Source organism: Methyloversatilis sp. MC4-4 (assembly GCF_049843555.1).
GTDB lineage: Bacteria > Pseudomonadota > Gammaproteobacteria > Burkholderiales > Rhodocyclaceae > Methyloversatilis > Methyloversatilis discipulorum_B.
Window position 1 is genome coordinate 490,575 of sequence record NZ_JBBHZK010000003.1, and the last position, 26,646, is coordinate 517,220.

Here is a 26,646-nt window from a genome sequence, read left to right on the forward strand (position 1 = left end):
CCCCGAATCGCGAAAAATTCGCGCATACAACGTCTGTCTGCGCGACACGAAGCAGCTGCATCACGGGCACCGGACTTTGCGTTGCGAACATACCCGCATCCTGTTTACGGCCCGTTTAAGAAGAACTTGAGGCCGAAATGAACAAGGGTCGCTACAGACTGGTTTACTCCGACGAACACCGCAGCTACGTGCCGGTGCCGGAAGAAACCTGTGCGCGCGGCAAGAACAGCGGCGGTCGCGCTCTGCGCCGCCTGGTCGCGGCCATGGCGGCAGCGCTGCCCGGTCTGGTCATCGCCAATCCGACCGGGCACCAGATCGTGCAGGGCCAGGTCGGCATCCAGACCCAGGGCAGCACGCTGAACATCACGGCCAGCGACCGCGCCATCATCAACTGGAAGCAGTTCTCGATCCAGCCGGGTGAAACCACGCGCTTCATCCAGCCGCATTCGACCGCCACCGTACTCAACCGCGTGGTCGGGCAGGATCCGTCGCAGATACTGGGCAATCTGATCGCCAACGGCCGCGTGTTCCTGATCAACCCGAACGGCGTGCTGTTCGGCGCGGGCGCCAAGGTCGACACCGCGGGGCTCGTGGCCTCGACACTGAACATCAGCAACGAGGACTTCACCGCCGGGCGGTTGAAGTTCAACGCCGAAGTCGCGACGGGCAAGCTGCGCAACGAGGGCACGCTGAAAACCACCGGCGGCCCTTTGCTGCTGATCGCCACCGACATCGAGAACACCGGCCTGATTACCGCCGAGAACGGCGACATCGTGCTCGCCGCCGGCAAGAGCGTGGAAATCGCCGACCCGCATCAGCCCGCACTGCGCGTGCGGGTCGAAGCGGGCGGCGAGGCGATCAACCTCGGTCAGCTGATCGCCCGTGGTGGCAACGTCGGCATGTTCGGTGCGGCGCTGACGCAGGCCGGCAAGATCAGCGCCACCGGTGCGCACCGCACCGCCGACGGCCGCATCGTGCTGCGCGGATCGAAGTCGGTCACGCTGACCGCTCAATCGGAGACGACGGCGAAGACCGCCGACGGCGCCGGCGGCAACATCGACATCGCCGCACCCGAGGTGAAGGTCGAGGCCGGCGCGCTGGTCGAGGCCAGCGGCACCCAGGGCGGCCGCATCGATATCGCGGCCACGCAGAAGGCGAGCGTCGACGGCACGCTGCGCGCCACGGGCACGCTGCCCGCCGCTCCCGCTCCTGCACCTGCCCCGACAAGCACGGCCGAGGACATCGAACTGCCCGCAACCGGGTCCGGCCCGGCACCGGTCGCGACGACAAGCGAAGCCGCCGGCAAGGGCGGCCACATCGAAATCACCGCCGACACCGTGCTGGTCGGCGGCAACGCCACGCTGGACGCGTCCGGCGACACCGGCGGCGGCTCGGTGCTGGTCGGCGGCGACTGGCAGGGCGCCAATCCGCAGGTGCGCAACGCCCAAGTGAGCTGGATCGGCAGCGGCGCCCGCCTGCTGGCCGATGCGCTGTTCGAGGGCGATGGCGGCAAGGTGGTGGTGTGGGCCGATCAAGCCACCGCCTTCCACGGCAACATCTGGGCACGCGGCGGCGAGCGCGGCGGAAATGGCGGCCAGGTCGAGGTGTCGGGCAAGATTGCCCTGCTCTACCGCGGGCGCACCGACACCTCGGCGGCACGCGGCCGCAATGGCGTGCTGCTGCTCGACCCACTGGCGATGGTAATCCAGGGTGGCAGCGGCGACGGATCGAACGACGGCAGCCTGACCTTCAACGGCGGCGCCCCCGGCACCCTCACCGCCGAGGCGCTGGGCCCGACGGTTATCTACGAGAGCGAAATCGAGGAACAGAGCAAGACCACCGACATCATCCTGCGTGCGCAACGTTCGGTCACGGTGGGCACCTCGCAGTTCAGCTACACCGCCAGCGGCAACGTCGCCGGCGAAACGGCGGGCCAGCTCACGCTGGCCGAAGGCAGCAGCCTGCTGATCGAAACGCGCAACCTGGGCGCGGGAGAAGGCGGCGCCAGCGCCGGCATCGACCTGGTCACCGGCGGCTGGCACGGCGCAGGCCTGCGCATCGTCACCCAGGGCGACGGCAGCATCACGATGCAGACCGGCTACAGCAATGGCAGCGCCGTCGGCGACCAGCGCGCCGACATCATCCTGCCGGTGCTGCAGGCGGCAGGCGGCGGCATCCTGATCCGCGCCGGCAGCAGTTCGACCGTGGACCTGCGCGGCAGCAGCTACAGTTCGGGCGCCGGCATCGACATCGAGGCGGGCACCGTCACGGGCGGCGTCACCTTCAACGCCGCCGATGGCACGCATATCGACGGCGACTACAGCGCGACATCGGGCACGCTCACCTTCAACGGCGGCGCATCGTCGATCAGCGGACGCCTGACGCTGGCCGCCAACCTCGGCGGCAATGCAGCACTGACGCTGGGCGACCTGCTCTGGCAAGGCGGCCAGATGCTGAGCGGCGCCACCACGACGCTCACCGGCAGCGGCCTGATCGACAACAGCGCCGCCTACCGCTACCTCGATCGCCGGCTCGACGTCACCGGCCAACTCGAATTCGCCAACAGCGCCGGTTACGACCTTTACGTGCGCGATGGCGGGCAGCTGAACATCCGTGCCGGCGGCAGCGTCGGTACGGCCAGCGCCAGCGGCTTCCTGCGTCTGGCCGCGTCCGCCGGCACCGCCACCTTCAGTGCGGAAAGCGGCGCCAGCCTGAGTCTGGGCGACGGCAGCATCTTCAGCCTGTCGTCCGACAACGCGGCCGGCAATCTCATCGCCGGCAACTTCACCACCACTGGCAACGGCGTACTGCTGCTGGCGGCAGGGCGCATAAACACAGGTGCCGATACGACCTTCAGCGGCAGTGGCTCACTGCGTCTTGCGAACTCCGGCGTGATCGGCGGCAGCCACGTGCTCACGATCGGTACGCTGTTCGACTGGCGTGGCGGCAGCATGGACGGCAGCGGCAGCACGGTGCTGAGCGGCAACGGCCTGATCGACAACAGCAGCGCCTATCGCTACCTGCAGCGCACGCTGCGCATCGACGGCACACTGACGCTGGACAATCCGACCGGCTATGACCTGCGCGTTGGCAACGGCGGACATCTGCACATCGGCTCGACCGGCACGCTCGCCACCGGCACCACGAACGGCTTCATCTACATGCAGGCCGGCACCGGCGGCACGGCCGTCCTGAGCGCCGATGCGGGCGGTCGCATCGCGGTGGCCGACGGCACCTTGCTGACACTGCGCAGCGACAGCAGCAGCGGCAACCAGCTCTCCGGCACCTTCGATCTCGACGGCGCCGGCGCGCTGCACCTGGACAGCGGCGCGTTCAATGTCGACGGCAACACGAGCTTCGGCGGTGACGGTCTGCTGCGCATGAGCGGCGGCGCGGCGATCAATGGCGACGGAACGCTGACGATCGCCAGCGATTTCGACTGGCGCGGCGGCCGCTTCGGCGGCAGCGGCATCACCCGCCTGACCGGCGATGCCGTCATCGACAACACCTCGGCCTACAAATACGTAAGCCGCAGGATCGAAGTGTCCGGCAATCTCACCTTCGGCAACTCGACCGGCTACGACCTGCGCATCGAGAACGGCGGCACACTTCATCTGGCGAGCGGTGGACGGCTGTCGACCAGCAGCAGCGGTCTCATCTACATGCAGGCGGGCAGCGGCGGCAACGCGGCCTTCTCGGCCGCCGCCGGTTCGGCCATCACGGTCGGCACCGGCACCACGCTCACGCTGCGCAGCGACGGCAACGCCGGCAACACGCTGGGCGGGCAGTTCGTGCTCGATGGCGACGGCGCGCTGCACATCGATTCGGGCGTGTTCACGACCGCAGCCGCAAGCAGCTTCGGCGGCACCGGGCTGCTGCGCATCAGCGGTGGCACGACCTTGAACATCGACCACGCCTCGACCATTTCGACGCTGTTCCGCTTCGAGGGCGGCACGCTGGGCGGCAGCGGAAATCTGCTGATCAGCGGTCCGATGACCTGGGCCGGCGGTACGCTGGCAGGCAGCGGCACGACCACGGTCAGCGGTACGGCGGTCATCGACAACACGTCGGCCTACAAGTACCTGTCGCGTCGTCTGGTCGTTTCCGGCAACCTGGAATTCGGCAACAGCAGCGGCTACTACCTGCAGATCAACAATGGTGGCACGCTGCACCTTGGCGCCACCGGGCGCCTGTTCACAACGGCGGCCAGCGGCCTGATCTATATGGCGGCGGGCAGCGGCGGCTCCGCCACCTTCAGCGCCGACGACGGCGCGCGCCTCGATGCGGCAAGCGGCTTCGATATGACGCTGCGCAGCGACGGCAACAGCGGCAATCGCATCGCCGGCAGCTTCGAACTGGGCGGCAGCGGCGATCTGCACCTCGATTCCGGCGTGATCGGCACCGGTTCCGCAACCCGCTTCGACGGCAGTGGCCGGCTTCGCCCCGAACAGCGCGTCGATGTCAGTGCTCATCGACCGCGTCGGCTACACGCCTACGGTCACGCTCTCGTCCGGCACGTGGACCGTCGGTGAGCTGATTTCGCAGGAACACCTGACCATCAGCGGCGGCTCGCTGACGGTGGTCGACGAAACCTCGATCGCCGGCAACCTCACGCTCAACGGCAACGGACAGCTGATCACGCAGGGACCGCTCGATCTCAACGCGGTGACGCTGAACAGCAGCAGTGCTTTCACGGCGAACGCATCCGGCCACATCGCCAGCTTCGTGCAGAACAACGGCACCAGCACCTTTGCCGGCGCCGGGCTGGCCTTCGACGCGATCGACATCCGCGGCGGCACGGTCAATTACAACGCGGCACTCGCGCTGCCCTCGTCGCTGCTGCGGGTGGCTGGCCACACCGCCAATCTGAACGCCGACCAGGGACAGACGCGGATCGAGGTGGTGTCGGGTACCTTGAACCTCAACCTGAGCAGCTTGAGTTCCGACATCGCGCTCAGCGGCGGCACGCTGAACGTTGCCAGCGCGACCGCAGCGAGCGGCGATTTCGACTGGACCGGCGGCAACATCGGCGGCGGCGGCACCTTCACGCTGAGCGGCGTACTGAACGTGGGCGGCGGCAGCAACTCCTTCGGACTGAACGACACGACGCTGGTACACACCAATGCCAGCGGCAACAGCCGCATCGCCAAGACGGGCGGCTATTTCTACCTGAGCGGAACCAGCGAACTGCGTAATGCCGCCGGTGCCGTGCTGACGGTGGATACCAGCGGCGGCAACTTCGGTACCTACTACAGCAGCGGAGCAGGCGGGACCTTGCACAACCAAGGCACGCTGAACAAGACGGGCAGCGGCGCCCTCTACATCTACAACCCGACCCGCCTGCAGCAGGCCGGTCAGCTCAACCTCCAGCAGGGCAGCATCATCGTCCAGGGCGCCAGCGGTCATCTGCTGTCCGGCAACACCACACTGGCCGACGGTACCGCGCTGCAGCTCACCAGTTCGCACTCCAGCACGATCAGCGCCACGGCGCGCTTCTCCGGTGACGGTCAGTTGCTGCACGAGAGCGGTACGTTGACGCTGGCCGACGGCGCCCGCATCGACGTGGCCTATACGCAGGCATCCGGCACGCTGTCTCTGACCGGCTCGGCAACGATGAACGACGACTTCGTCTGGAACAGCGGCACCGTGCGGGCAGCCGATCTGGCCACCGCGGGTACGCTGACGCTGAATGGCGCATTCATCCAGAGCGGCAACACGACGGTCTATCTGCGCGATGGCCTGCAGATGCTGCACACGAACACGGCCGGCGATAGCCGCATCGCCAATGCGTCGGGCAGCGGCTTCAATGTCGAGAACGGTGCCGTTTTCCGCAATACCGGCGTGCTGACGCTGGATACCGCCGGCGCCGGCAGCATCATGTACATCGACCACGACTCGGGCAGCGGCGGTCGCTTCGAGAACGCGGGCACTCTGGTCAAGAGCGGCAGCGGGCGGATCGATTTCGGCAGTTACGGCTCACTCGCCTTCGACCAGAGCGGCAGCTTCGCGGTGAATGCCGGCACGGTGGAGTTCGGTGGAACATCGATCGCGCTCGGCGGCAGCATGACCATCGCCGACGGTGCTCGCGTGCTGGTGCGCGCGGGCAGCACGACCACCGACACCGGCTTCGCCTTCAATGGCGATGGCGTTCTCGCCGTCGGCGGCGGTACGCTGGTACTGGGCCATGGCACGACGGTGGCAACCGACCTCGAACTGAGCGGCGGCACGCTGTCCATCGGCAGCGCCAACACCGCCGAGGTGACCGGCGACCTGAGCTGGACCGGCGGCACGATCAACGGTGGCGGCACGCTGACGCAACGTGGCCGCTTCCTGCAGACCGGCAACACGACGGTCTATCTGCGCGACGGCACACTGCTCGACCACGTCAATTCGAGCGGTGACAGCCGCATCGCCAACACTTCGGGCAGCGGCTTCAATCTCGAGAACGGCGCCGTGTTCCGTAACAGCGGCGTACTGCGGCTGGATGTGGCCGGCAGCGGCAGCGTCATGTACATCGACCACGACTCCGGCAGCGCCGGCAGCTTCGTGAATACCGGCACACTGATCAAGTCGGGCAGCGGCCGCCTCGACTTCGGCAGCTTCGGTCTGGCCACGCTGACGCAGAACGGTACGCTGCAGATCGAACAGGGGCGCGTCACGCTGGGCGTGAACAACACGACGGCGCCGGCTCACCTGCTCGCGGGCCACCACGTCATCGGCACCACCGGCAGTCTTGAAATCGTCACCGCCCCGGGTAACACGGTGACGGCCCACGCGGCCGCGACGGCAACCTTCGCCGGCAACGGTCCGCTGGTGATCAGCGGCGGTACGCTGATGCTGGCCGACGGCCTCGACCTAGGCATCACCGTACGTCAGAGCGGCGGCCATCTTGCAGGCAGCGGCAGCAATGAACTGTCGGGGCGCTATGAATGGACCGGCGGCGACGTCAGCGGCAGTGGCACGCTGACCGTGAGTGGCGTCCTCCAGATTTCCGGCAACAACTCCTTTGGCCTGGACGGCCGCTCGATGGTGCATACCAACGCCTCGGGCAACAGCAGTCTCTACAAGCCGGGCGGCTACTTCTATCTCGGCGGCAACGCCACCTTCACCAATGCCGCCGGCGCGACGCTGTACATCGATACGGCCAGCAACACCAACGCCGGCGCGTGGTACCAGAGCGGCAGCGCGGGCAGTTTCGTCAATGCCGGCACGCTGGTGAAACAGGGCAACGGCACCTTCAACTTCTGGAGCCCGATCCGCTTCATCAACACCGGCAGCTTCACCGTGGCACAGGGCGCTGTCATGGCCGACGGTTTCGCAAACAATCCGGGGGTGCTGCAACTGCTGTCCGGCACCAGCTTCAGCACCAGCGGCAGCGCACTGACCAGCACCGGCACCATCGCCGGCCACGGCACGCTGATCGTCGGCAGCACCGGTCTGCTCAACCGCGGCGTCGTCGCGCCGGGCGGCGCGAACAGCATCGGCACGCTGCGCATCACCGGGCAGTACGTGCAGGGCGCCGACGGCACACTGCAGATCGAGCGCGGCAGTGCCGGCACCGACGCGCTGATCGTCAGTGGCGCGGCCACGCTGGGCGGCACGCTGGCTGTCACCCAGCTGGCCGGCTACCAGCCCACTGGGCTGCAGACCGACATCGTCAGCGCCAACACGCTGAGCGGCAGCTTCGCCAGCGTCACGCTGCCGTCCGGCTACAGCACGCTGACAGTCGGCAACCGCCACGTGCTCAGCTATGCCGGCGCGATCTGCGGCGGCGTCTGCTGGGATGGCGGCGCCGGCACACTGCTGTGGACCGACGCCGCGAACTGGACGACCGATCTGCTGCCGGGCACCACCGACCTCGTGTTCATCGATCTCGAAAACGGCGTCAATGTGCAGCTCACCGGCGGCACGCACACCATTGCATCGCTGACGACGACAGCCGGCAACACCCTCAGTCTGAGCGGTGGCGCCTTGACGCTGAGCGGCGGCGCCTCGGGGCAGGCGGCGTCCGCGCTGGCCGGCGATCTCGTCATCGGCGGTGGCAGCTTCACCGCCAACGCGCCGACCTCGATCGCCCGTCTGCTGCTGTCCGCCGGCAGCTTCGGCGGCAGCGGCGCGGTCACCTTCACCGGCACCGGTTCGAGCTGGACCGGTGGCGACATGGTCGGCAGCGGCAGTTCCATCTTCGCCGCCGGGTCGACCTTCGAATACGCAGCCGGCACGCGCAGTTCGACCCGACGCGTCGACGTCCGCCAGGGTGCGACCGTCCGTAACGCGAGCGGATCGATGACGCTGAGCGGCGGCGCGACCAACGCCGGCGTCATCGACGTCGCGCTCGGTGCCACCGTGCGCTATGGCGGCAGCGCGAGCTACCTGCTCGACACGACCGGCCAGTTCGACGGCGGCGGTCGCATCGAATTCATCGACTCGGCGATGGCCACCGCGGCGTCGACCGCACCGGCGATTGCCGACGGCAGCTTCACCGTGCGCGTGCAGGACGCGGCCCGCTTCACGATGACCGCGCCGACCTCGATCGCCAACCTCGAACTGGCCGGCAACGCCCAGGCGATTGCTCAGGCCGGCTTCCAGGCGGCGACCGTGACGCAGTCCGGCGGCACGCTGACGGTGAATGCGGCATCGGCCATCGGCCGCTACAACTGGAACGGCGGCACCTTCGCCGGCAGCGGCAGCGCCACACTCACCGGACAGAGCAGCTGGACGCGCGGCACCCTGACCGGAAACCTCGTCGTCGCCAACGGCGCGACGCTCACCCTCAGCACCACCGGCAGCGACGACGTACAGGGCACCAGCTACAAGCGCTTCGGCGCCGGTTCACTCAGCAACTTCGGCACGCTAGCCTGGCAGGAAGGCCACATCGACGTCGTCGGCGACGCCCGTGTCGACAACGCGGGGCTGATCGACATCACCGGCAACTTCAGCTTCGGCGACCGCTCGGTCGGCGTCGGCACGCTGACGCTGAACAACCTCGCCACTGGCACGATCAGCAAGAACGGCGGCGGCGAAACCAGCATCGGCACCCTCGGCATCCCCGGCGGCACGGCGAACTACGCAGTCGTAACCAACAACGGCCGGATCGACGTCGCCAGCGGCAGCCTGCGCTTCGGCATCGGCTACGCCGGCGCCCCGGGCGGCGGCAGTTTCACGCACAACGGTCAGATCGACGTGTTCGCCGGCGCGCTGCTCGAGTTCGGCGGCAGCCTCACGCACAACGGCGTCACCTTCATCGACAGCGGCGCGACCCTGCGCCGCATTGGCGGCTTCACCAACGCTGCCAGCGGACTGATCGAAGGTTTCGGCACGATAGACGTGGGGGCCGGCAACACGCTGCGCAACGACGGCACGCTGCATGTCGGCGATCTGTTCAACGGTGTCTACACGCACGGCACGATGCGGGTGACCGGCCACTTCGTTCAGGGCAGCGGCGGGCAATTGCTGATGGCCATCGGCGGCAACGCGGCCGGCGAGTACGACCAGCTGGCCGTCAGCGGCAGCGCCACGCTCGGCGGCGCACTGGTCGTATCGGAAGCGCCGGGCTACGTTCGCGAAACGGTGGCCATCGACCTGATCACCGCCGGCGCCGGCGTGAGCAACGTCTTCGCCACGGTGACGCTGCCCGCCGCCGGCTATGCGACCGCGATTGCCAGCAATGCCTTCCGTCTCAGCTACAACGCGCTCGTGTGCGGCGGCATCTGCTGGGACGGCGGCGCCGGTACCAATCTGTGGACCGACGCGGCCAACTGGACCGGCGACGTGCTGCCCGGGGTAAACGATCTGGTCTTCATCTCACTGGACAGCGGCAGCAGCGTGCTGCTGAACAGCGGCTCGCACACCATCGCCGGCCTGAACACGAGCGCCGGCAATCACCTGACGATCAACGGTGCGTCGCTGACGCTGGCCAGCCTCGATTCGACGCTGGCCGGCAATCTCACGCTCGGTGGCGGTGCGCGCGTCACGCTCGGCAACGACGTCGCCGTCGATGTCGGCGGCGCGCTGAACTGGAACAGTGCCGCCACGCTTGCTGGCGGCACGCTCAACCTGCTCGGCGGCTCGACCGCGACACTGAACGCGAACACCAACGGCGGCCACCTGACGCTCAGCGGCATCACCATAAACAACGCGGGAACGGTGAATTACGCCAGCGAAGGCCGCCAGCTGCTGATCAACGACAGCACGACCTTCAACAACAGCGGTCGCTTCAACTTCACGACGGACGGCGACGTCACCGAGAACTCGGGCTTCGGCGGCAACTTCAACAACAGCGGCACCGTCGCCAAGACCGGCGGCAGCGGCAACAGCGCTTTCACCAGCTTCGTCCGCTTCAACAACCTCGACGGCGGTACGGTCGACTCGGGTACCGGCAGCCTGCTGCTGCAGACCGGCGGCGATCATGCCGGCGCCTTCAACATCGTCGGCAGCAATGTGCGGTTCAACGGCGGCGCGCACACCTTCGCCACCGGCTCCACGCTGAACGGCATCGCCAACTTCGGTGGCGCGACGGTCAATCTGTCCGGCGCCACAGTGGACGGTCAGCTCAATCTGCAGGGCGGCACGATCAACCAGGCGGCAGGCACGGCACTGAACGTCGATGGCGCGATGCGCTGGGACGCCAGTGCGACGATCAGCGGTGGCACGCTGAATCTGCTGGCTGGATCCAGCACCACGTTGCGCGCCCACACGAACGGTGGTCACCTGACGCTCAGCGGCGTCACCGTCAACAACATGGGCATCGTGAACTACGCCAGCGAAGGTCGGCAGCTGCTGATCAACGACGGCACGACCTTCAACAACAGCGGTCGCTTCAACTTCACGACGGACGGCGACGTCACCGAAAACTCGGGCTTCGGCGGCAATTTCAACAACAGCGGAACGCTCGCCAAGACCGGCGGTTCGGGCAGCAGTGGTTTCGCCAGCTTCGTCCGCTTCAACAATCTCGACGGCGGGACGGTCGACTCGGGCACCGGCAGCCTGCTGCTGCAGACTGGCGGCAACCACGCCGGCGTCTTCAACATCGTCGGCAGCAATGTGCGCTTCAACGCCGGCACGCACACCTTCGCCACCGGCTCGACGCTGAACGGCATCGCCAACTTCGGCGGCGCGACGGTCAATCTGTCCGGCGCCCGCATTCAGGGCGCATTGAATCTGTCGGGCGGCACGCTCGACCTGGCCCGGAACAGCGCGCTGGACGTCGCCGGCACGATGAACTGGGACAGCGCCGCCAGCATATCCGGTGGCGGCGAACTGAATCTGCTGGCCGGCACGATCGCCACGCTGCGCGCGCACACCAACGGCGGCCACCTGACGCTGAGCGGCGTCACCGTCAACAACATGGGCACCGTGAACTACGCCAGCGAAGGTCGGCAGCTGCTGATCAACGACGGCACGACCTTCAGCAACAGCGGTCGCTTCAACTTCACCACCGACGGCGACATCACCGAGAACTCGGGCTCCGGCGGCAACTTCAACAACAGCGGCACAATTGCCAAGACAAGCGGCACGGGTCGCAGCGGCTTTGCGAGTTTCGTCCGGCTGGTCGATCAGGGCGGGAGCTATCGCGCCGACAGCGGCACGCTCGACCTGTCGGCGCTCTCCACACTGAGCGGCCGGATGGACATCGCAGCGGGGGCGCGCATCGTCACCGGGGCCCTGAGCAACGGCGGCATCATCGCCGGCAACGGTACGCTGGACCTCGGCGGTGCGCTGCTGACCAACCGGGGCGTACTGCAGCCGGGCGGCGCCGGCGCAGTCGGCACGCTGACCGTGATCGGCGGACTGCAGCAGGACGAGCTGGGCCGCATCGAAGCGGAATTCGCAGGCACGGCCGCCGGCCAGTACGACGTAGTCGACGTGGGGGGCAATACATTGCTCGACGGCGTGTTGGCGATCCAGGCGATCAATGGCGCCCAACCGACCGAGAGCATGGGGCTGGCGATGGTGACGGCCGGCGGCACGCTGGAGGCGTCGTCGCTGGCGCTGTCTGCACCCAGCGGCAACTACTCGCTGACACGGACCGCGTCGACGGTCCGCCTCGGCTTCACCAACTGCGCCATCGGCATCTGCTGGGACGGTGGGGCTGGCACGTCGAACTGGCTGGATGCGGCCAACTGGACCGGTGACGTGTTGCCCGGCCTGAACGATCTGGTGTTCATCAACCTCGCCGGCGGCGCCGACGTCGTGCTGAACGCGAACCCGGCCCTCACGCTGGCCGGTCTGACCATAGGCGACGCCAACTCACTGACGCTGACCGGTGGCACGCTGAATGCGCCGACCACGATCCTGAATGGCGGCACCTTGTCGTTGACCGGCGGCACGCTGAACTTCGGCGCCGCACTGAACAACGCCGGTACGCTGAACTACGCCGGTGGCACGCTGACCGGAAATCTGTTCACCAACAACGGCACGCTGAACGTGCTGCCCGGCAGCAGCGGCAACCTGACGACGACACGGCTGAACAATACCGGCAGCATCGTCGTCGATGCCAACCGCACGGTCGAGTTCGGCAGCGGCGGCGGCATGATCTTCGCCAACGACGGCAACGTGCAGGTGCGCAGCGGCACGCTGTCGGTGCTCGCTCACGACACCGACCTGTCCGGTCCCGGCGCCGACAGCGGCGACTACACGGTCGACGCCGGTGCCACGCTGCGCTTCCGCGACGCCTTCCGCGACTTCGGTCCGGGTTCGTCGATCACCGGTGGCGGCGACGTCGAATTCACCGCTTTCTCCGGCGGCCTGTTCAACGTCAACGGCGTCTATTCGGTCGGCGGCACCACGCGGGTCAGCGGCAATACGCTGGTCAATTTCAACAGCAACGCCAGCTTCGGCACGCTTGATCTGGCCGGCAACATCGGCGGCACCGGCACGCTGACCGTTGCCGAGAACCTCGTCTGGACCTCGGGTTCGATCGGCGGCGCCGGCCGCAGTGTGATCGTCAATGGCGATGCGCTGCTGGACGGCGCATCGCTCAACCTCGCGGGTGCACGCCTGACGATCGCCGACAGCGGGCTGATCGATGCCGGCACCCGGCTCAACATGAGCAGCGGCGCGCAACTCATCGTCGCCACCGGCGCGTCGCTCGGCGTGGGCAGCAACGCCGCGGTCGGTGGCAGCGGCAGTCTGGTGAACCGCGGCACGCTCGAAGGTACCGTGGGTGGTGGCAGCTCGAACATCGGCGTGCTGCTGTCGAACTTCGGTGAAGTCAGCGCCAGTTCGGGCAATCTGGGCCTGACCGGCGGCATCGCGAATACCGGCGCCGGCAGCTTCGTCATCGGTGCTGACGCGACGATGGAACTGGGCGGCGACCTGCCGCCGGACATCTTCGACCGCATCGGCGGCGCCGGCACGCTGAGCTTCTCCCCGACGTCACAGCCGGTGATCAACCGCAGTTACGCCGCGCAGGGTGGCACCCCATTCAGTTTCAGTCTGCGCTCGGGCGCCGTGCTGACCAATGAGCCGCAGAACGGCACAGTCAGCGGCCAAGCCGCCGGTTGGATCTACACAGCGGACGCTGGCTTCAACGGCACCGACAGCGCCCGCTTCACGCTGAGCCTGGGCAGCGGCACGGCCGTGTTCAACATCAGTTTTGCCGTCACGTCGGAACCGGCCGTGACACAGCCGCAGGTGCAGGTGATCGCCACCACGCTGCTGCCGGAAGTGTTCCAGCCGCCGCGCATCGTGCTGCCGTCGACGCCGCCGCAGGTCAGCGCGCCGATCAATGTCGCAAGCGTGGATGCACTGAGCGACATCGCCACCGCGTCGGGCCCGCAGTTCGACCAGCCGCTGCGCGACTTCCGCGCCAGCCGCCTGCAGTGCCGTTAAGGAGTCCATCAATGAACGCCCGCCCCCTCAACCCTCGCCTGCTGGTGCTGACCGCGGCATTCGTTGCCGCACCGCTGGCTGCGCAGACCACGCCGACGCCGGCCGCCGGCCGCGTCAGTTATCTGTCCGGCACGATGTACGTACAGACTGCCGACAACAAGACGCGCATCCTCGGTCGCGATTCGTCGATCTACAGCGGCGACGTCATCACCACCGAAAAGACCACGGTGGCGCGCATCGAATTCGGTGACGGCTCGTCGCTGGCGCTGAAACCGCGCAGCCAGGTGAAGATCGACGGTTACGCCTTCGATGAGGCGAAGCCGGAGAAGGACAGTCTGCTGTACAGCCTGGTCAAGGGCGGCCTGCGTGCAGTGACCGGCCTGATCGGCAAACGCAATCGCGAGGGCTACCGCGCGAGTACGGTCACCGCCACCATAGGCATACGTGGCACGCGCTTCGGCATGCTGCTGTGCGATGAGAACACCAAGGACGATCCGGCCTGCATCAAGGCGCTGGAAGAGGCGAAGGACGGCAAACCGGGCGAGCCGGCGCTGGTGTTCGACGTCGAGGAAGGCAGCATCGAGGTGAAGAACGATGCCGGCAGCAAGACCTTCGAGGTCGGCCAGGCCGGCGTCGTGTCGAGCAGCAAGTCGGCGCCGCAGCCGCTGCCCGAAAATCCGGGTCTGAACGAGTCGCTGCCCTCATCCACCGCCGCCCGCCCCGGCCCTGCCGGCATGAACGGCAGCACCGGCCTGGGCAGCGATTCTGACGCCTCCTGCACGGTGCAGTAATCGGGCGCCCGGGGAAGGGCGCCGGCGGCGCCCTTTTAAATGCGAACGGGCCTTACTTCACGCCCGCCATGCGCTTTTCGAGCTGCGCCACCGGCACGTAGCCCGGAATGCGCTCGCCATTGCTGAGGAAGATGGTCGGCGTGCCGCGCACACGGTACTTCTCGCCCAGCGCAACCGACTTCTGCAGACCGGCGGTGTCGCACGCGGCCGTTGCGGCGGCCGGCGCGACGTTGGCGGTCATCCAGTCGCTCCACGCCTTCTGGCGGTCACCGGCGCACCAGATCGCTTCGGACTTCTTCTGCGAATCCGGGCCGAGAACCGGCGTCAGGAAGGTGTAGACGGTCACATCGTTCAGCGTCAGCAGTTCCTTCGCCAGCTTCTTGCAGTAGCCGCAGTTCGGGTCTTCGAAAGTGGCGATGACGCGCTTGCCGTTGCCGCGCACCTGCTTGATCGCGACGTCCAGCGGCAGCTCGGCGAAGTTGATCGCCGACAGCTGGTTCACGCGCGCCTGCGTGATGTTCTGGCGCGTCTTCGCGTCGAGGATTTCGCCGAGGATGAGGTAGTTGGCCTTCTCGTCGGTGTAGAGGATTTCTCCGCCGACGCGCACTTCATACAGGCCCAGATAAGGCGTCTTGGTCACGCCTTCGACCTTGGCACCGGCGCCCAGCGTGGACTCGACTGCGGCCTTGATCGTGTCTTCCGGCCCCGCCCAGGCGGTCGATGCAGCCAGTGCGCACAGCAGCGCTGCGGTGTGCTTGATGGACATGTAGTTTCCTTGTGAGGGCGCGCATCGTTGCGCGCCGGTTGTGAGTACTCAGCCGAGTGCGTAGCGTACCAGCGCATTCCTTACGACAGGCAGGCGCCGGGTCAGGTTCAGTCCGCTGTTGCGCAACCAGGACAGCGCCGGCCACTGCGGCCGGAACAGCTCGTGCAGCGCGTGCGTGGTGAGCTGCATCGCATTCACCTCTTCCGCCCGCTTGCGTTCGTAACGACGCAGCAGACGCACGTCGCCGAGCACGCTGCGGTCGGCGTCCGCCAGCACTTCGGCCAGCACGCGCACATCGGCAAACCCCAGATTGACGCCGTGGCCGGACAGCGGATGGATCGCATGCGCCGCGTCGCCCACCAGCGCCACGCTGGGCGCGACCACCTTGGGCACCTGCATCAGCCGCAGCGGAAACCCGGCTGCCGGTGTCACCAGTTCGAGCGCACCGAGCACGTGATCGCCGGCAGCGGCTACCTGTGTTGCCAGCGTAGCGGCGTCGTATTGCAGCAATTCGCGCGCGGTCGCTTCCGGCGCGGACCACACCATGGACATGTGCTGATCGGGCAGCGGCAGGAAGGCGAGCACGCCGTCAGGCCTGAACCACTGCCAGGCGGTGCCCAGATGCGGTTTCTCGCAGCGGAAGTTGGCGACGACGCCCAGTTCCTCGTAATCGGTGAAGCGCGCCTCCAGCCCCGATTGCGCGCGCACCCAGGAATTGACGCCATCGGCCCCGACCACCAGCGCGGCGTCGAGTACCCGGCCATCCTCCAGCGCCAGCCGCGAGCGACCGTCGGCAACGGTCAGCGACAGCGGCCGCGCCGGACACAGCAGGGTCACGTTGGCCTGCCGCTTGACGCCTTCCCACAGTTCGCGGGCGATCAGGCTGGATTCGGCGATCCACGCCAGTTCGCCGACCCCGACGTCGAAGGCGGAAAAGTCGAGCCGCGCGCCGCGGTCGCCGAACACCTCGATGCGCGTCATCGGCTGCAGACGGCCGCTGTCCAGATGCGCCCAGGCGCCGACCGCATCGAGAAAGCGCGCACTCGACGGACTGACCGCATACACCCGCGCGTCCCAGCCACCGACCGGCCACTCGGGCATGCGCCCCTCGACCAGCACCACCGACAACTGCGAGCGACGCAAGGCCGCGCACAGTGCGAGGCCAGGCAGGCCGGCGCCCACCACCACCACATCGAATTCAAGGTCCCGCTGCATCTGTGCGAACCCATCCAGGAGAAATCAACCCGCGATTGTCCGGCCGCTGCGCCGTCCTTGACAAGTACCGGTGTCTAAACGACAATCCGCGTCCTTTCGCGTGGTGATGTAGCTCAGCTGGTTAGAGCGACGGATTCATAATCCGTAGGTCGAGGGTTCAAGTCCCCCCATCACCACCACTCCGGTTGCAGAGAAAAGCCCGATCCGCGGATCGGGCTTTTTTTCGTCCAGCTGCCGCGATCAGGCGCTCAGCACTTCGTCCTGCAGCATGCAGTCGGCGTCCGACAGCTCGCCACGGACCTGGTCGCGCAGCATGTCGTAGAGCGCGTCGAGGTCGAGTGCGGACACCAGCGGGCGGTCGCGGCCGGTGATGATGAGACGGTCGAGCCAGCGGAAGCGCCCGGCGACCATCTCGGGAACCGGCCGGATGTCGTTCGGACCGCACTCGGTCACGCTGATCAGATCGTCCACCACCAGTCCGAGGCGACCACGCGCACAGTGCGTGACGACGACGTGACCGCGGCCGTCTGCGCGCGGCAGGTCGAAGAACACCCGCAGATTGACCACCGGCACGTGTTCCAGCCCGCCCGCATCGTCGAGCGGCAGCACGCCGGCCACCAGTCCTTCGCCACTGCCGATCCGGCGCACGCGATCGATGTCGGCGGCCTCCAGCACCCGGGCCGCACTCACCGCGAGATGCCGGTCGTCGAGGCGGAACACCGCGAACTCTTCGCCCTCGCCGGGGCGGACGCCGCTTTCGGTTTCACCCGGGCCGGCGTCCGTGTCGCGGGCGGTCGCGGAGGCCTCCGGCAGCGCCAGAGCGACGACGGCGACCAGATCGTTACGGTAATCACCGGTCGTCTTGTATTCGCGATAGCCCGCCGACAACGCAACACCGGCCATATGGCGTACGCCGTCGAAATCGATCAGTGCATGGCGGCTGGCGCCCGCATCGAGTCCGGCGGCGAGCTCGCCCAGATCCAGCCGGCTTCCCGGCGCGAGATCCGGTCGCGTGCTGGCGACGATGCGGCCATCGCGCTCGCAGAAAGCGGCCCACACCCCGTCGCGCGCCGGCAGCAGTTCACTCAGCATGGCCCTGAACTCGCGCGCCGATTCGAACACGATGCCGATGCCGCCGACCACGCGCGTGTCGTCGCCCGGCGCGCGGATGGCCGCGTGATAGATGTAGGTCGGCGCGTCACGATGCAGCGGACTGGCTTCGAATGGCGACACGGCATAGCTCTGCGTGCTGGCCAGCCGGATCACCGCGTCGACGACACGCCCGTCGACCTGCCGGCCAACGGTGTCGTCCGCCGCGCAGGACAGCGTGCTGGACGCGACGATGCGCCCGTCCGCGCCATATACGAAGAGCCGGTCGTACACCGTGTAGAGCCGGTTGATGTCGTCGAGAAACGCACCGAGCGATGACCCTCCGCGACCACTGGCGAGCGCCTCGCGCAGGGCAGGCGCCAGCGCCCACCAGCGGCAGTCGTTGGCGCGCTCATACAGATTGCGGTCCATCACGTCCATCATCAGCCGCGACACGAACTGCAGATCCTGCAGCGTCGACGACATGATGGTGTCGGACAGCGCGGCCAGCGCACGCGAAAACACTGCGCGCATGCGCTCGCCGGTTTCGCTGATCTGCTGCAGCATGGACTTCAGCTTCAGCGAATCGCCACGACGTCCGCCAGCCATCACCTGGCCGTTCCAGACGACCCGGTTCAGCGCGTCCTTGATCGCCCCCGCCTGCGCCTCGATGGTCGCCAGTTCGCTGCAGTTCAGGCCAGAAGACTGTGCCCCCGCCCCTTGCAGCGCGACCGCCTCTTCGCGGAAGGCCGATTCGGCCGGCACCATGACATGACCGCGCCAGCCCGGGCCCGCGTAGCCTTGGTAACCGGTCGCCTCGCAGGTGCAGGCAATGTACTCGCGACCGCCGAAGTCGATCAGCGCACCGTCGGCGCCGGTGGCGGCCTCCGGTGTGCGGCCGAGCGGTACGTGGTCGGGATCGCTGCTGGCGATGACGTGTCCGTCGGCATCGAGCAGCAGCATGACCGCCCGATCGCGCGGGCGACGGAAGGTACGGAAGATGCCGGCCATCTCGTCGTCGAAACGGAAGGACAGACAGAGCACGCCAAGCGCCCGCCCGTCGGTATCGTCGATGCGTCGCGCGTAGACCAGCGCGCGTTCGCGTCCTGGCAGCAGCGCGCAGCGCCCGAAGTGTTCGACGTAACCCGGTGCCGCGAGCGCGCGCTCGAGCAGCGCCGGATCACCGGCCGTCGTCTCCGGCAACGCACCGATGGCAGCACGCACCTCGCCACGCAGATCGAGCACGAAGATGGCGTCGTACACAGAGTACTTGCGGATGTATTCGTGCAGGCGCGCCTCCAGCCGCTCACGGCCGGTCGCGTCGGCGCGCAGGAAACCGCGGATGTCGTCGTCGGTCGCGAGAAAGCCGACGTCAGCCGTGCGCTCGTACAGATTGCGCACCACCACATCGACGACCGCGCGCGCCCGCGCACGCATCTGCAGCACCACCTTGTTGACGTTCTCGGCAGCCAGCGCACGCACCAGTTCGGTCTCCAGCCTGCCGAAGGCCTCGCGCGTGCTGGCCATGGCCGGCAGGATGGTTTTCGCCTCCGCCGGGCAGACCATCTTGGCCGTGGTCTCGATCAGTCGCCAGGTGAAGCGCAGTTCGGACAGTTCGCGTTCGCAGGCGAGCACGCTGCGCATATGGGGAAGCAAGGACTGCGGGCAGGACATCGGTCAGCTCCGTTCTAATGGTTTCGAGCTCAGAACGGCAGCGAAAAACAGAAGTTAAGCAATTGATTGAAAATCACTTTCATGGTGCATTCACGCACCACGAAAGCGCGTGAAAAGGCGGTATCCGCGGCCTTGCGCCCCTGATCAGGGCAAAAAAAAGGGCGGCCCCAGGCCGCCCCTTCTTCAGATCCGTCCGGCGGACCTGCCGACCGGCATCACTCCTTGCCGATCTGCCACTTCTCGTCCGACTGGGACACCACTTCACCGGATTCGGTATCGACTTCAAGCTTTACTTCCTTGCCGTCGGCGGTCTTGATGTCGAACTCGTAAGAGCCCTTGCCGTCCGGCTCGATCTCGTACTCGACCTCGACGATCTCGCCCGGCACCTTCTTCAGCGCGATCTCGCGGGCGGCAGCCTCGTTCACCTTGGCGCCAGCGAACTTCGGGTGATCCTTGGTCACTTCTTCCTCGACCTCGACCACCTTGCCCGACTTGCCCGCGCACTCGACATCCCATGCCTTGCCATCCGGCGTCTCGATATCGAATTCATAGATGTAACCTTCGCCCGCTTCCTTCTTCAGCTCGACCTTGACGATCTGGCCGGCCTTGGCCTTCAGTGCCGCCTTCATGCACTTTTCGAGACCTGCCGAGGTCTTCGGCATGTGATGTTCCGCGAATGCCGGTGCGGCGAGGCCCGCAGTGATGAGCAGGGTAGCCAGCAGGTGAGCGCTCTTCATGGTGTGTTCTCCTTTTTCGGTATGCCAGAATGGGGTCCGCAGCGTGTTGCGCTGCAGTATCCGAAGTCTAGCCTTCGCCCGGGAAAGTTTCCCGGAAGCCGTTCAGAAGGGTGACAAATTGGGATATTTTCCCGGCCATACCGGGAAAATATCCCTGTCGCCCGGCGCACTGTGTTCCCGAGTCGAACAGTGTGCACCCGCACCAATCAATCGCGTCCCCGGCCATTGCCGTTGCCATTTCCGTTGCCCGGACCGCCGCCGTGCCCACGACCGCCCTTGTCGTGCTTGCCGCCGCGGTGATCGTCGTAGCCGCCACGGCGGTGATCATCGCGGTCGTGCCGATCGTAATGCTGATGCCCGTCGTGATGATCGTGGCGCACCTCGCGATAGGCGTGACGCTCGCGATAGCGCGGCACATAGACGTCGTTGTACCAGCTGTCCTGCACGAAGTAGACCGGGCGGCCACAGGCCTCGTAACGACCGCAGTACTTGCGCCAGTTCTTGGCATGGCCCGGCGGTACGTGCATATAGACCGGCGGCGGCAGATGCGGGCCGGACACGATGACCACCGGCTGCGGGTAGATCAGACGCGGGCGCGGGTAATAGTCGCCGATGTCGATATGGCCATAGAAGCCGGGCTGTCCGATCGAGATCGACACACCGACGTCGGCGGCCAGCGCCGGCAGTGCGGACAGGGCCAGAGCGGCAGTCATCATCATCTTTTTCATCGTCGTGTCTCCGCGTAGTGAACAGTGATTTCAACGGGTGCGGAGGGCTGGGCGCAGACTGCCACGTGTAATCGACATGCTTCAAATCGTTACCGGACGCGCGCCAGACTCCAGACCCACTGTCACACCCTGCATTCTGGTTGCCGGCCGTCGCCCGACTTGTAGGAATCGGCGAAGCCGGGCGGCGGCGGCGGCCGACGTCACCTGCCGGAGTGGCCGATCGACAATGAAACGGCGCGAGCTGTCAGCGATGCCGCGCGGCGCGGAAACGCGCCAGCTCGCGAGCCGTGTGCGATGTGGCAGCCTGCGCCAGCAGATCGGCCGGCGCACCGGCCGCCACCACGCGACCGCCGCCGTCGCCGCCTTCCGGGCCGAGATCGATGATCCAGTCCGCCTCGGCCATCAGGTCGAGGTCGTGCTCGATCACCACCACCGAATGACCGGCATCGACCAGCCGGTGCAGCACGCCGATCAGCTTGGCGATGTCGGCCATGTGCAGGCCGGTGGTCGGTTCGTCCAGTACGTACAGCGTGTGCGGGTTGCCGCGGCCCCTCCGGGCATTGGCCGGGTCGTTCGGGTCGGCCGGCGACTTCGCCAGTTCGGTCACCAGTTTCATGCGCTGTGCTTCGCCGCCGGACAGCGTGGGGCTGTGCTGACCCAATGTGAGGTAACCGAGGCCGACCTCCTGCATCAGCTTCAGCGTGTCGGCCAGCTTGCGGTGGGCGGCGAAGAATTCGACCGCCTCGTCCACGCTCATCGCCAGCACGTCGGCGATGCTCTTGCCGCGCCAGACGACGGCGCGCGTTTCCGAATTGAAGCGCGCGCCGTTGCACGCTTCGCACAGCACGCGCACGTCGGGCAGGAAGGACATTTCGATCTGCCGCAGCCCCTGGCCCTCGCACACCGGGCAGCGACCGGGGCCGGTGTTGAACGAGAAGCGCGCGGCGGTGAAGCCGCGTTCGCGCGCATCCTGGGTGTCGGCGTAGAGCTTGCGTATCGCGTCCCAGAAACCGATGTAGGTCGCCGGGCAGGAACGCGGCGTCTTGCCGATCGGCGTCTGGTCGACTTCGAGCACGCGGCCTAGCGCGCCCCAGCCTTCGATGTCGGTGCAGCCGGTGAGCGCAGCCTTCGGGTCGTTCAGCCGCTGCGCGACGCCGTCGCGCAGCACGTCGCGCGCGAGTGAGGACTTGCCGGAGCCGGACACGCCGGTCATCACCACCAGCCGGCCGAGCGGCACCTGCACGTCCATGCCCTTCAGGTTGTGCAGCGTGGCGCCGCGTACGAGCAGCGACGGCGTGTCGTCGGCGACCGGACGCCGCGGTTTGAAACTGTGGTCCAGCGGACGGGCGAGGAAACGGCCGGTGATGGACTCCGGCTTCTTCGCCAGATCGCTGGCGTGGCCTTCGGCAATCACCTCGCCGCCGAGCCGCCCGGCGCCCGGGCCGAGGTCGATCACGTGGTCGGCGCGCAGTATCGTGTCCTCGTCGTGCTCGACCACCAGCAGCGTGTTGCCCTTGTCGCGCAGCTTCACCAGCGTGTCGAGCAGCACCTGGTTGTCGCGCGGATGCAGGCCTATGGTCGGTTCGTCGAGCACATAGCAGACGCCGCGCAGGTTCGAGCCGAGCTGGGCAGCGAGGCGAATGCGCTGCGCCTCGCCACCCGACAGCGTCGGTGCGGCGCGGTCCAGCGACAGATAGCCAAGTCCGACTTCGCTGAGGAAGTGCAGCCGACTGTTCAACTCCGCGATCACGTCGCGCGCAATCTCGCCTTCGCGGCCTTCGAGCGACCAGCCGGCAATGGCGGTCTGCAGTGCCGACACCGGCTGCGCACTCAGCTGCGCGATCGACTGGCCGAACAGCTTCACATTGCGCGCAACCGGGTTCAGCCGCTCGCCATGGCAGGCCGGGCATTCTTCCGGCTCCCCGTCCTGCCACTCGTTCCAGGTCGCTTCCTCGCCGGTCTGTTCGGCGTCGAAACCCTGCAGCTTGAGGCCGGTGCCCATGCACTTGGCGCACCAGCCATGCTTCGAGTTGAACGAAAACAGGCGCGGATCGAGTTCGGCGAAACCGGTGCCGCAGCTCGGGCAGGCGCGCTGGGTCGAATACACCTCGACGGTCGGCACCGGCGCGTCCGGCTGTCCCAGTCGGTCCAGCGGCGACATCAGGTGCAACACGCCCTTGCCGTGTTCGAGCGCCTGCCGCACCGCGTCGCGCAGCGTGCGCTCGTCGCGTTCGTTCACGACGAAATCGCGGATCGGCAGTTCTATCGTGTGCTCCTTGAAGCGATCCAGCCGCGGCCACGGCGCGGTCGGCAGGAATTCGCCATCGACGCGCAGATGGGTGTGGCCGTGCGACTTCGCCCAGCGCGCCAGTTCGGTGTAATAGCCCTTGCGGTTGATCACCAGCGGCGCCAGCAGACCGATGTGCTGGCCGCGCCGCTCGCGCAGGATGCGCGCCACCATCGCGTCCTCGCTCTGTGGCGCGATCGCGCAGCCGCAGTCCGGGCAGTGCTGCACGCCCAGCTTCACGTACATCAGGCGCAGGAAATGGTAGATCTCGGTCTGTGTCGCCACCGTACTCTTGCGCCCGCCGCGGCTGGTGCGCTGCGCGATCGCCACCGCCGGCGGAATGCCGAACACGCCATCGACGTCCGGCTTGCTCTCCGGCTGCACGAACTGGCGCGCGTAGGCGTTCAGCGATTCGAGGTAGCGCCGCTGACCTTCGCCGAACACGATGTCGAAGGCCAGCGTCGACTTGCCGGAGCCGGACACGCCGGTCACCACGGTGAAGCGGTCGCGCGGAATATCGACCTCGATGTTCTTCAGGTTGTGCTCGCGCGCGCGGTGCACGACGATGCTGTGCGCGGCGCGAGCGCGCAGCGCGCTGTGCGCCGCGTCCTGCTGCTCGACCGGCGCCACCTCGTGCGCGGCCAGCGAGAAGGTATCCACCAGGCGGTACTCCGCCAGCGCGCGCCCGGTGTGCGACGTCTCGCACCCCGTGATCTGCGCCGGCGTGCCTTCGAACACCAGCCGGCCGCCGTCCTCGCCCGCTTCCGGACCGAGGTCGATCAGCCAGTCGGCGGCTGCGATCACATCGAGGTTGTGTTCGATCACCAGCACCGTATGGCCGGCGTCGAGCAGCTTGGCGAACGCGCCGAGCAGGCGTGCGATGTCGTCGAAGTGCAGCCCGGTGGTCGGCTCGTCGAGCAGGAAGAGTTTGCCACCCTGAGTGCCGCCCTCCGCAGAACCTCTCTTCGCGCCCTTCGCACCCTTCACGCTGGCCGCTTCGGCGAGAAAGCCGGCCAGCTTGAGCCGCTGCGCCTCGCCGCCCGACAGCGTGGGCACCGGCTGGCCCAGCGTCACGTAGTCGAGGCCGACATCGACCAGCGCCTGCAGGCCGGCCACCGCGTTGTCGGCGTGGCGGCGCAGCTTGGGTTCGAGGTCGGCCAGATCGCGCAGCCAGTCCAGCGCGTCGCGCACGGTCATCGCCAGCACGTCGGAAATGCTGCGGCCGTCGAGCCTGATTTCGCGCACCTCTGCGCGGTAGCGTGTCGCGTCGCAGTCCGGGCAGCGCAGATACACGTCGGACAGGAACTGCATTTCGACGTGTTCGAAACCGGTGCCGCCACAGGTCGGGCAGCGACCCTTGCCAGCGTTGAACGAGAAGGTGCCGGCGGTGTAGCCGCGCTGTTTCGCCTCGGCCTGCAGCGCGAACAGTTCGCGTACCGGGTCGAAGGCGCCGACGTGGGTGACCGGGTTGGAGCGAGCACTCTTGCCGATCGGCGACTGGTCCACCATCACCACGTCGGCGATGTGATCCAGCCCTTCGAGCGCGTCGTGCTCGCCGGCCGTTTCGGTCGGCCGGCCGTAGTGCTTGAGCAGCGCCGGGTGCAGCACATCCTGGATCAGCGTCGACTTGCCTGAGCCGGACACGCCGGTCACCGCGACCAGGCGGCCGAGCGGGATGGCGATATCGACGTTCTTCAGGTTGTGCGCACGGGCGCCGCGCAGCACCAGGCGCGGCGTGGCGGCATCGACCGCCCGGCGGGTGCCGAGCGCGGCATCGACCTTGCGGCGGCCGGCCAGGTAGTCAGCGGTCAGCGTGTCGGCGCCGGCCATGGCGGCGGGCGCGCCGTCGAACACGATCTGCCCGCCGCGCGTGCCGGCACCCGGGCCGATGTCGAGCAGGCGGTCGGCGTGACGCATGATCTGCGGGTCGTGCTCGACCACCACCAGCGTGTTGCCAGCGTCCTTGAGCCGCTGCATCACGCCGATCACCCGCTCCATGTCGCGCGGGTGCAGGCCGATCGACGGTTCGTCCAGCACGAACAGCGTGTTCACCAGCGACGTGCCGAGCGCGGTCGTCAGGTTGATGCGCTGCACCTCGCCGCCGGACAGCGTGCGCGACTGCCGGTCGAGGTTCAGATAGCCCAGCCCGACGGTGCACAGATAGCCGAGCCGGGTGCGGATTTCCGCCATCAGTTCCTCGGTGGCCGAATCCAGCGGCGGCGGCAGGTCGAGCGCGTCCATCAGCGCGCGCAGTTTCACCACCGGCCACTGCATCAGGTCGTGGATCGAATGCCCTTCGATCTTCCACAGCGCCGCGTCCGGCTTGAGCCGGCTGCCGCCGCAGGCCGGGCACGGCGTATAGGCCCGGTAGCGCGACAGCAGCACCCGGATGTGCATCTTGTAGGCCTTGGTTTCCAGCCACTCGAAGAAGTGACGCACGCCATACCAGGTACCCGGCCAGGACTTCTGCCAGCTCTTCCACTTCGGATCGCCTTCGAGCACCCACTGGCGGTGTTCAGGCGACAGCTCGTTGAACGGTACATCGAGCGGCACACCGTACTTCGGCGCCAGCTTTTCCAGGTCGGTCTGGCACTCGCTGTAGGACTCGGTCTGCCAGGGTTTCACCGCGCCACCGCGGAGGGTCTTGCGGCCGTCCGGAATGACCAGTCCGAAATCGATGCCGATGACACGGCCGAAGCCGCGGCAGGTTTCGCAGGCGCCGATCGGCGAATTGAACGAGAAGGTGGCCGGCATCGCCGGGCTGTAGGCGATGTCGCAGTCTGCACAGTGCAGCGTGTTCGAGAAGGCCCAGCGCTCGCCTTCGCCGTCGAGCAGCTGCACGTGCATGCGGCCGTGACCCAGCTTCAGCGCCGCCTCGACCGCCTCGGCGATGCGCGATTCGCCGGCGTTGCCGGCGCGAAAGCGGTCCTGCACCACGTGCAGCACAGTGCCGTCGCGCGCGTGGATGCGGGTGTAGCCCTGGCGCTCCAGCCAGCCCTGCACCTCGGCGTCGGTGAAGTTGTCGGGCACGGTGACCGGCGCGGTCACCGCCAGCCGCGGGTCACCCGCTGCGGCGGCACGTTCGACAATCCGCTGCGCGATGCGGTCGGCGCTGTCGGCCTGCACCGGCTTGCCGCAGCAGCGGCAGTGCAGCGTGGACACGCGGGCGAACAGCAGCTTCAGATGGTCGTTCAGTTCGGTCATCGTGCCGACCGTCGAGCGCGACGTGCGCACCTGATTGGTCTGGTCGATCGCGATGGCTGGCGGCACGCCCTCGATGCGGTCCACCTGCGGCGCGTCCATGCGGTCGAGGAACTGGCGCGCGTAGGGCGAGAAGGTTTCGACGTAGCGGCGCTGGCCTTCGGCATACAGCGTGTCGAACACCAGCGAGGACTTGCCGGAACCGGACACGCCGGTCACGACCGTCAGCTTGCCGAGCGGGAAATCGACGTCGAGGTTCTTCAGGTTGTTCTGCCGCACGCCGCGCAGGCGGATGGCGGCTTCGGGCACTGCGGCCACGGGACGA

General features: G+C 67.4%; 9 protein-coding genes and 1 tRNA gene. 4 read left to right on the forward strand and 6 right to left on the reverse strand.

Going from position 1 to position 26,646, the window contains the following annotated elements; genetic code table 11:
• Positions 1 to 137 precede the first annotated feature (137 nt).
• The 3 genes from WDZ97_RS15360 to WDZ97_RS15370 are packed head-to-tail and all read left to right on the forward strand — an operon-like array spanning position 138 to position 14,624.
• Positions 138 to 4,532, forward strand: coding sequence for a filamentous hemagglutinin N-terminal domain-containing protein (locus WDZ97_RS15360; protein WP_425763318.1), 4,395 nt, complete (start codon positions 138 to 140; stop codon positions 4,530 to 4,532).
• Complete coding sequence (locus tag WDZ97_RS15365; RefSeq protein WP_425763319.1) at positions 4,459 to 13,833, forward strand: beta strand repeat-containing protein; 9,375 nt, start codon at positions 4,459 to 4,461, stop codon at positions 13,831 to 13,833. Before WDZ97_RS15360 ends, WDZ97_RS15365 begins: the two co-directional genes overlap by 74 nt.
• A gap of 11 nt (positions 13,834 to 13,844) precedes the next feature.
• The gene (locus WDZ97_RS15370) at positions 13,845 to 14,624 is read left to right on the forward strand and encodes a FecR family protein (protein WP_425763320.1); all 780 of its coding nucleotides are present in this window, start codon (positions 13,845 to 13,847) and stop codon (positions 14,622 to 14,624) included.
• 52 nt (positions 14,625 to 14,676) lie between these two features.
• Here WDZ97_RS15370 and WDZ97_RS15375 read toward each other — a convergent pair whose 3' ends face one another.
• Both WDZ97_RS15375 and WDZ97_RS15380 read right to left on the reverse strand, forming a co-directional pair.
• On the reverse strand, positions 14,677 to 15,390 hold the full coding sequence (locus WDZ97_RS15375; RefSeq protein ID WP_020166010.1) for a DsbC family protein: 714 nt from the start codon (positions 15,388 to 15,390) through the stop codon (positions 14,677 to 14,679).
• A gap of 48 nt (positions 15,391 to 15,438) precedes the next feature.
• A complete protein-coding gene (locus WDZ97_RS15380; RefSeq protein ID WP_425763321.1) occupies positions 15,439 to 16,605 on the reverse strand; it encodes a UbiH/UbiF family hydroxylase in 1,167 nt (388 codons plus the stop codon).
• Between the two features lie 102 nt (positions 16,606 to 16,707).
• On the opposite strand from WDZ97_RS15380, the gene WDZ97_RS15385 reads away from it, so the two are divergent.
• Positions 16,708 to 16,784 (forward strand) — tRNA-Met (locus WDZ97_RS15385).
• Positions 16,785 to 16,845: 61 nt separating this feature from the next.
• Here the strand turns inward: WDZ97_RS15385 and WDZ97_RS15390 are convergent.
• The 4 genes from WDZ97_RS15390 to uvrA form a co-directional block, all read right to left on the reverse strand.
• Positions 16,846 to 19,368: a chemotaxis protein CheW gene (locus WDZ97_RS15390; protein ID WP_425763322.1), complete on the reverse strand. Its 2,523-nt coding sequence runs from the start codon at positions 19,366 to 19,368 to the stop codon at positions 16,846 to 16,848.
• 215 nt (positions 19,369 to 19,583) lie between these two features.
• Positions 19,584 to 20,105, reverse strand: coding sequence for a PepSY domain-containing protein (locus tag WDZ97_RS15395; RefSeq protein WP_304000534.1), 522 nt, complete (start codon positions 20,103 to 20,105; stop codon positions 19,584 to 19,586).
• Between the two features lie 206 nt (positions 20,106 to 20,311).
• Positions 20,312 to 20,833 carry a hypothetical protein gene (locus tag WDZ97_RS15400; protein WP_425763323.1) on the reverse strand — a complete coding sequence of 174 codons (522 nt, stop codon included), beginning with the start codon at positions 20,831 to 20,833 and terminating at the stop codon, positions 20,312 to 20,314.
• Positions 20,834 to 21,077: 244 nt separating this feature from the next.
• The gene (gene uvrA / locus WDZ97_RS15405) at positions 21,078 to 26,639 is read right to left on the reverse strand and encodes an excinuclease ABC subunit UvrA (protein WP_425763324.1); all 5,562 of its coding nucleotides are present in this window, start codon (positions 26,637 to 26,639) and stop codon (positions 21,078 to 21,080) included.
• Between the last annotated feature and the right edge of the window lie 7 nt (positions 26,640 to 26,646).

What these genes read in the sequence shown, in the direction of transcription:
- WDZ97_RS15360 (WP_425763318.1), top strand. Translation starts at nt 138, where the DNA reads ATGAACAAGGGTCGCTACAGACTGGTTTACTCCGACGAACACCGCAGC.
- WDZ97_RS15365 (WP_425763319.1), top strand. Translation starts at nt 4,459, where the DNA reads ATGTCAGTGCTCATCGACCGCGTCGGCTACACGCCTACGGTCACGCTC.
- WDZ97_RS15370 (WP_425763320.1), top strand. Translation starts at nt 13,845, where the DNA reads ATGAACGCCCGCCCCCTCAACCCTCGCCTGCTGGTGCTGACCGCGGCA.
- WDZ97_RS15375 (WP_020166010.1), bottom strand. Translation starts at nt 15,390, where the DNA reads ATGTCCATCAAGCACACCGCAGCGCTGCTGTGCGCACTGGCTGCATCG.
- WDZ97_RS15380 (WP_425763321.1), bottom strand. Translation starts at nt 16,605, where the DNA reads ATGCAGCGGGACCTTGAATTCGATGTGGTGGTGGTGGGCGCCGGCCTG.
- WDZ97_RS15390 (WP_425763322.1), bottom strand. Translation starts at nt 19,368, where the DNA reads ATGTCCTGCCCGCAGTCCTTGCTTCCCCATATGCGCAGCGTGCTCGCC.
- WDZ97_RS15395 (WP_304000534.1), bottom strand. Translation starts at nt 20,105, where the DNA reads ATGAAGAGCGCTCACCTGCTGGCTACCCTGCTCATCACTGCGGGCCTC.
- WDZ97_RS15400 (WP_425763323.1), bottom strand. Translation starts at nt 20,833, where the DNA reads ATGAAAAAGATGATGATGACTGCCGCTCTGGCCCTGTCCGCACTGCCG.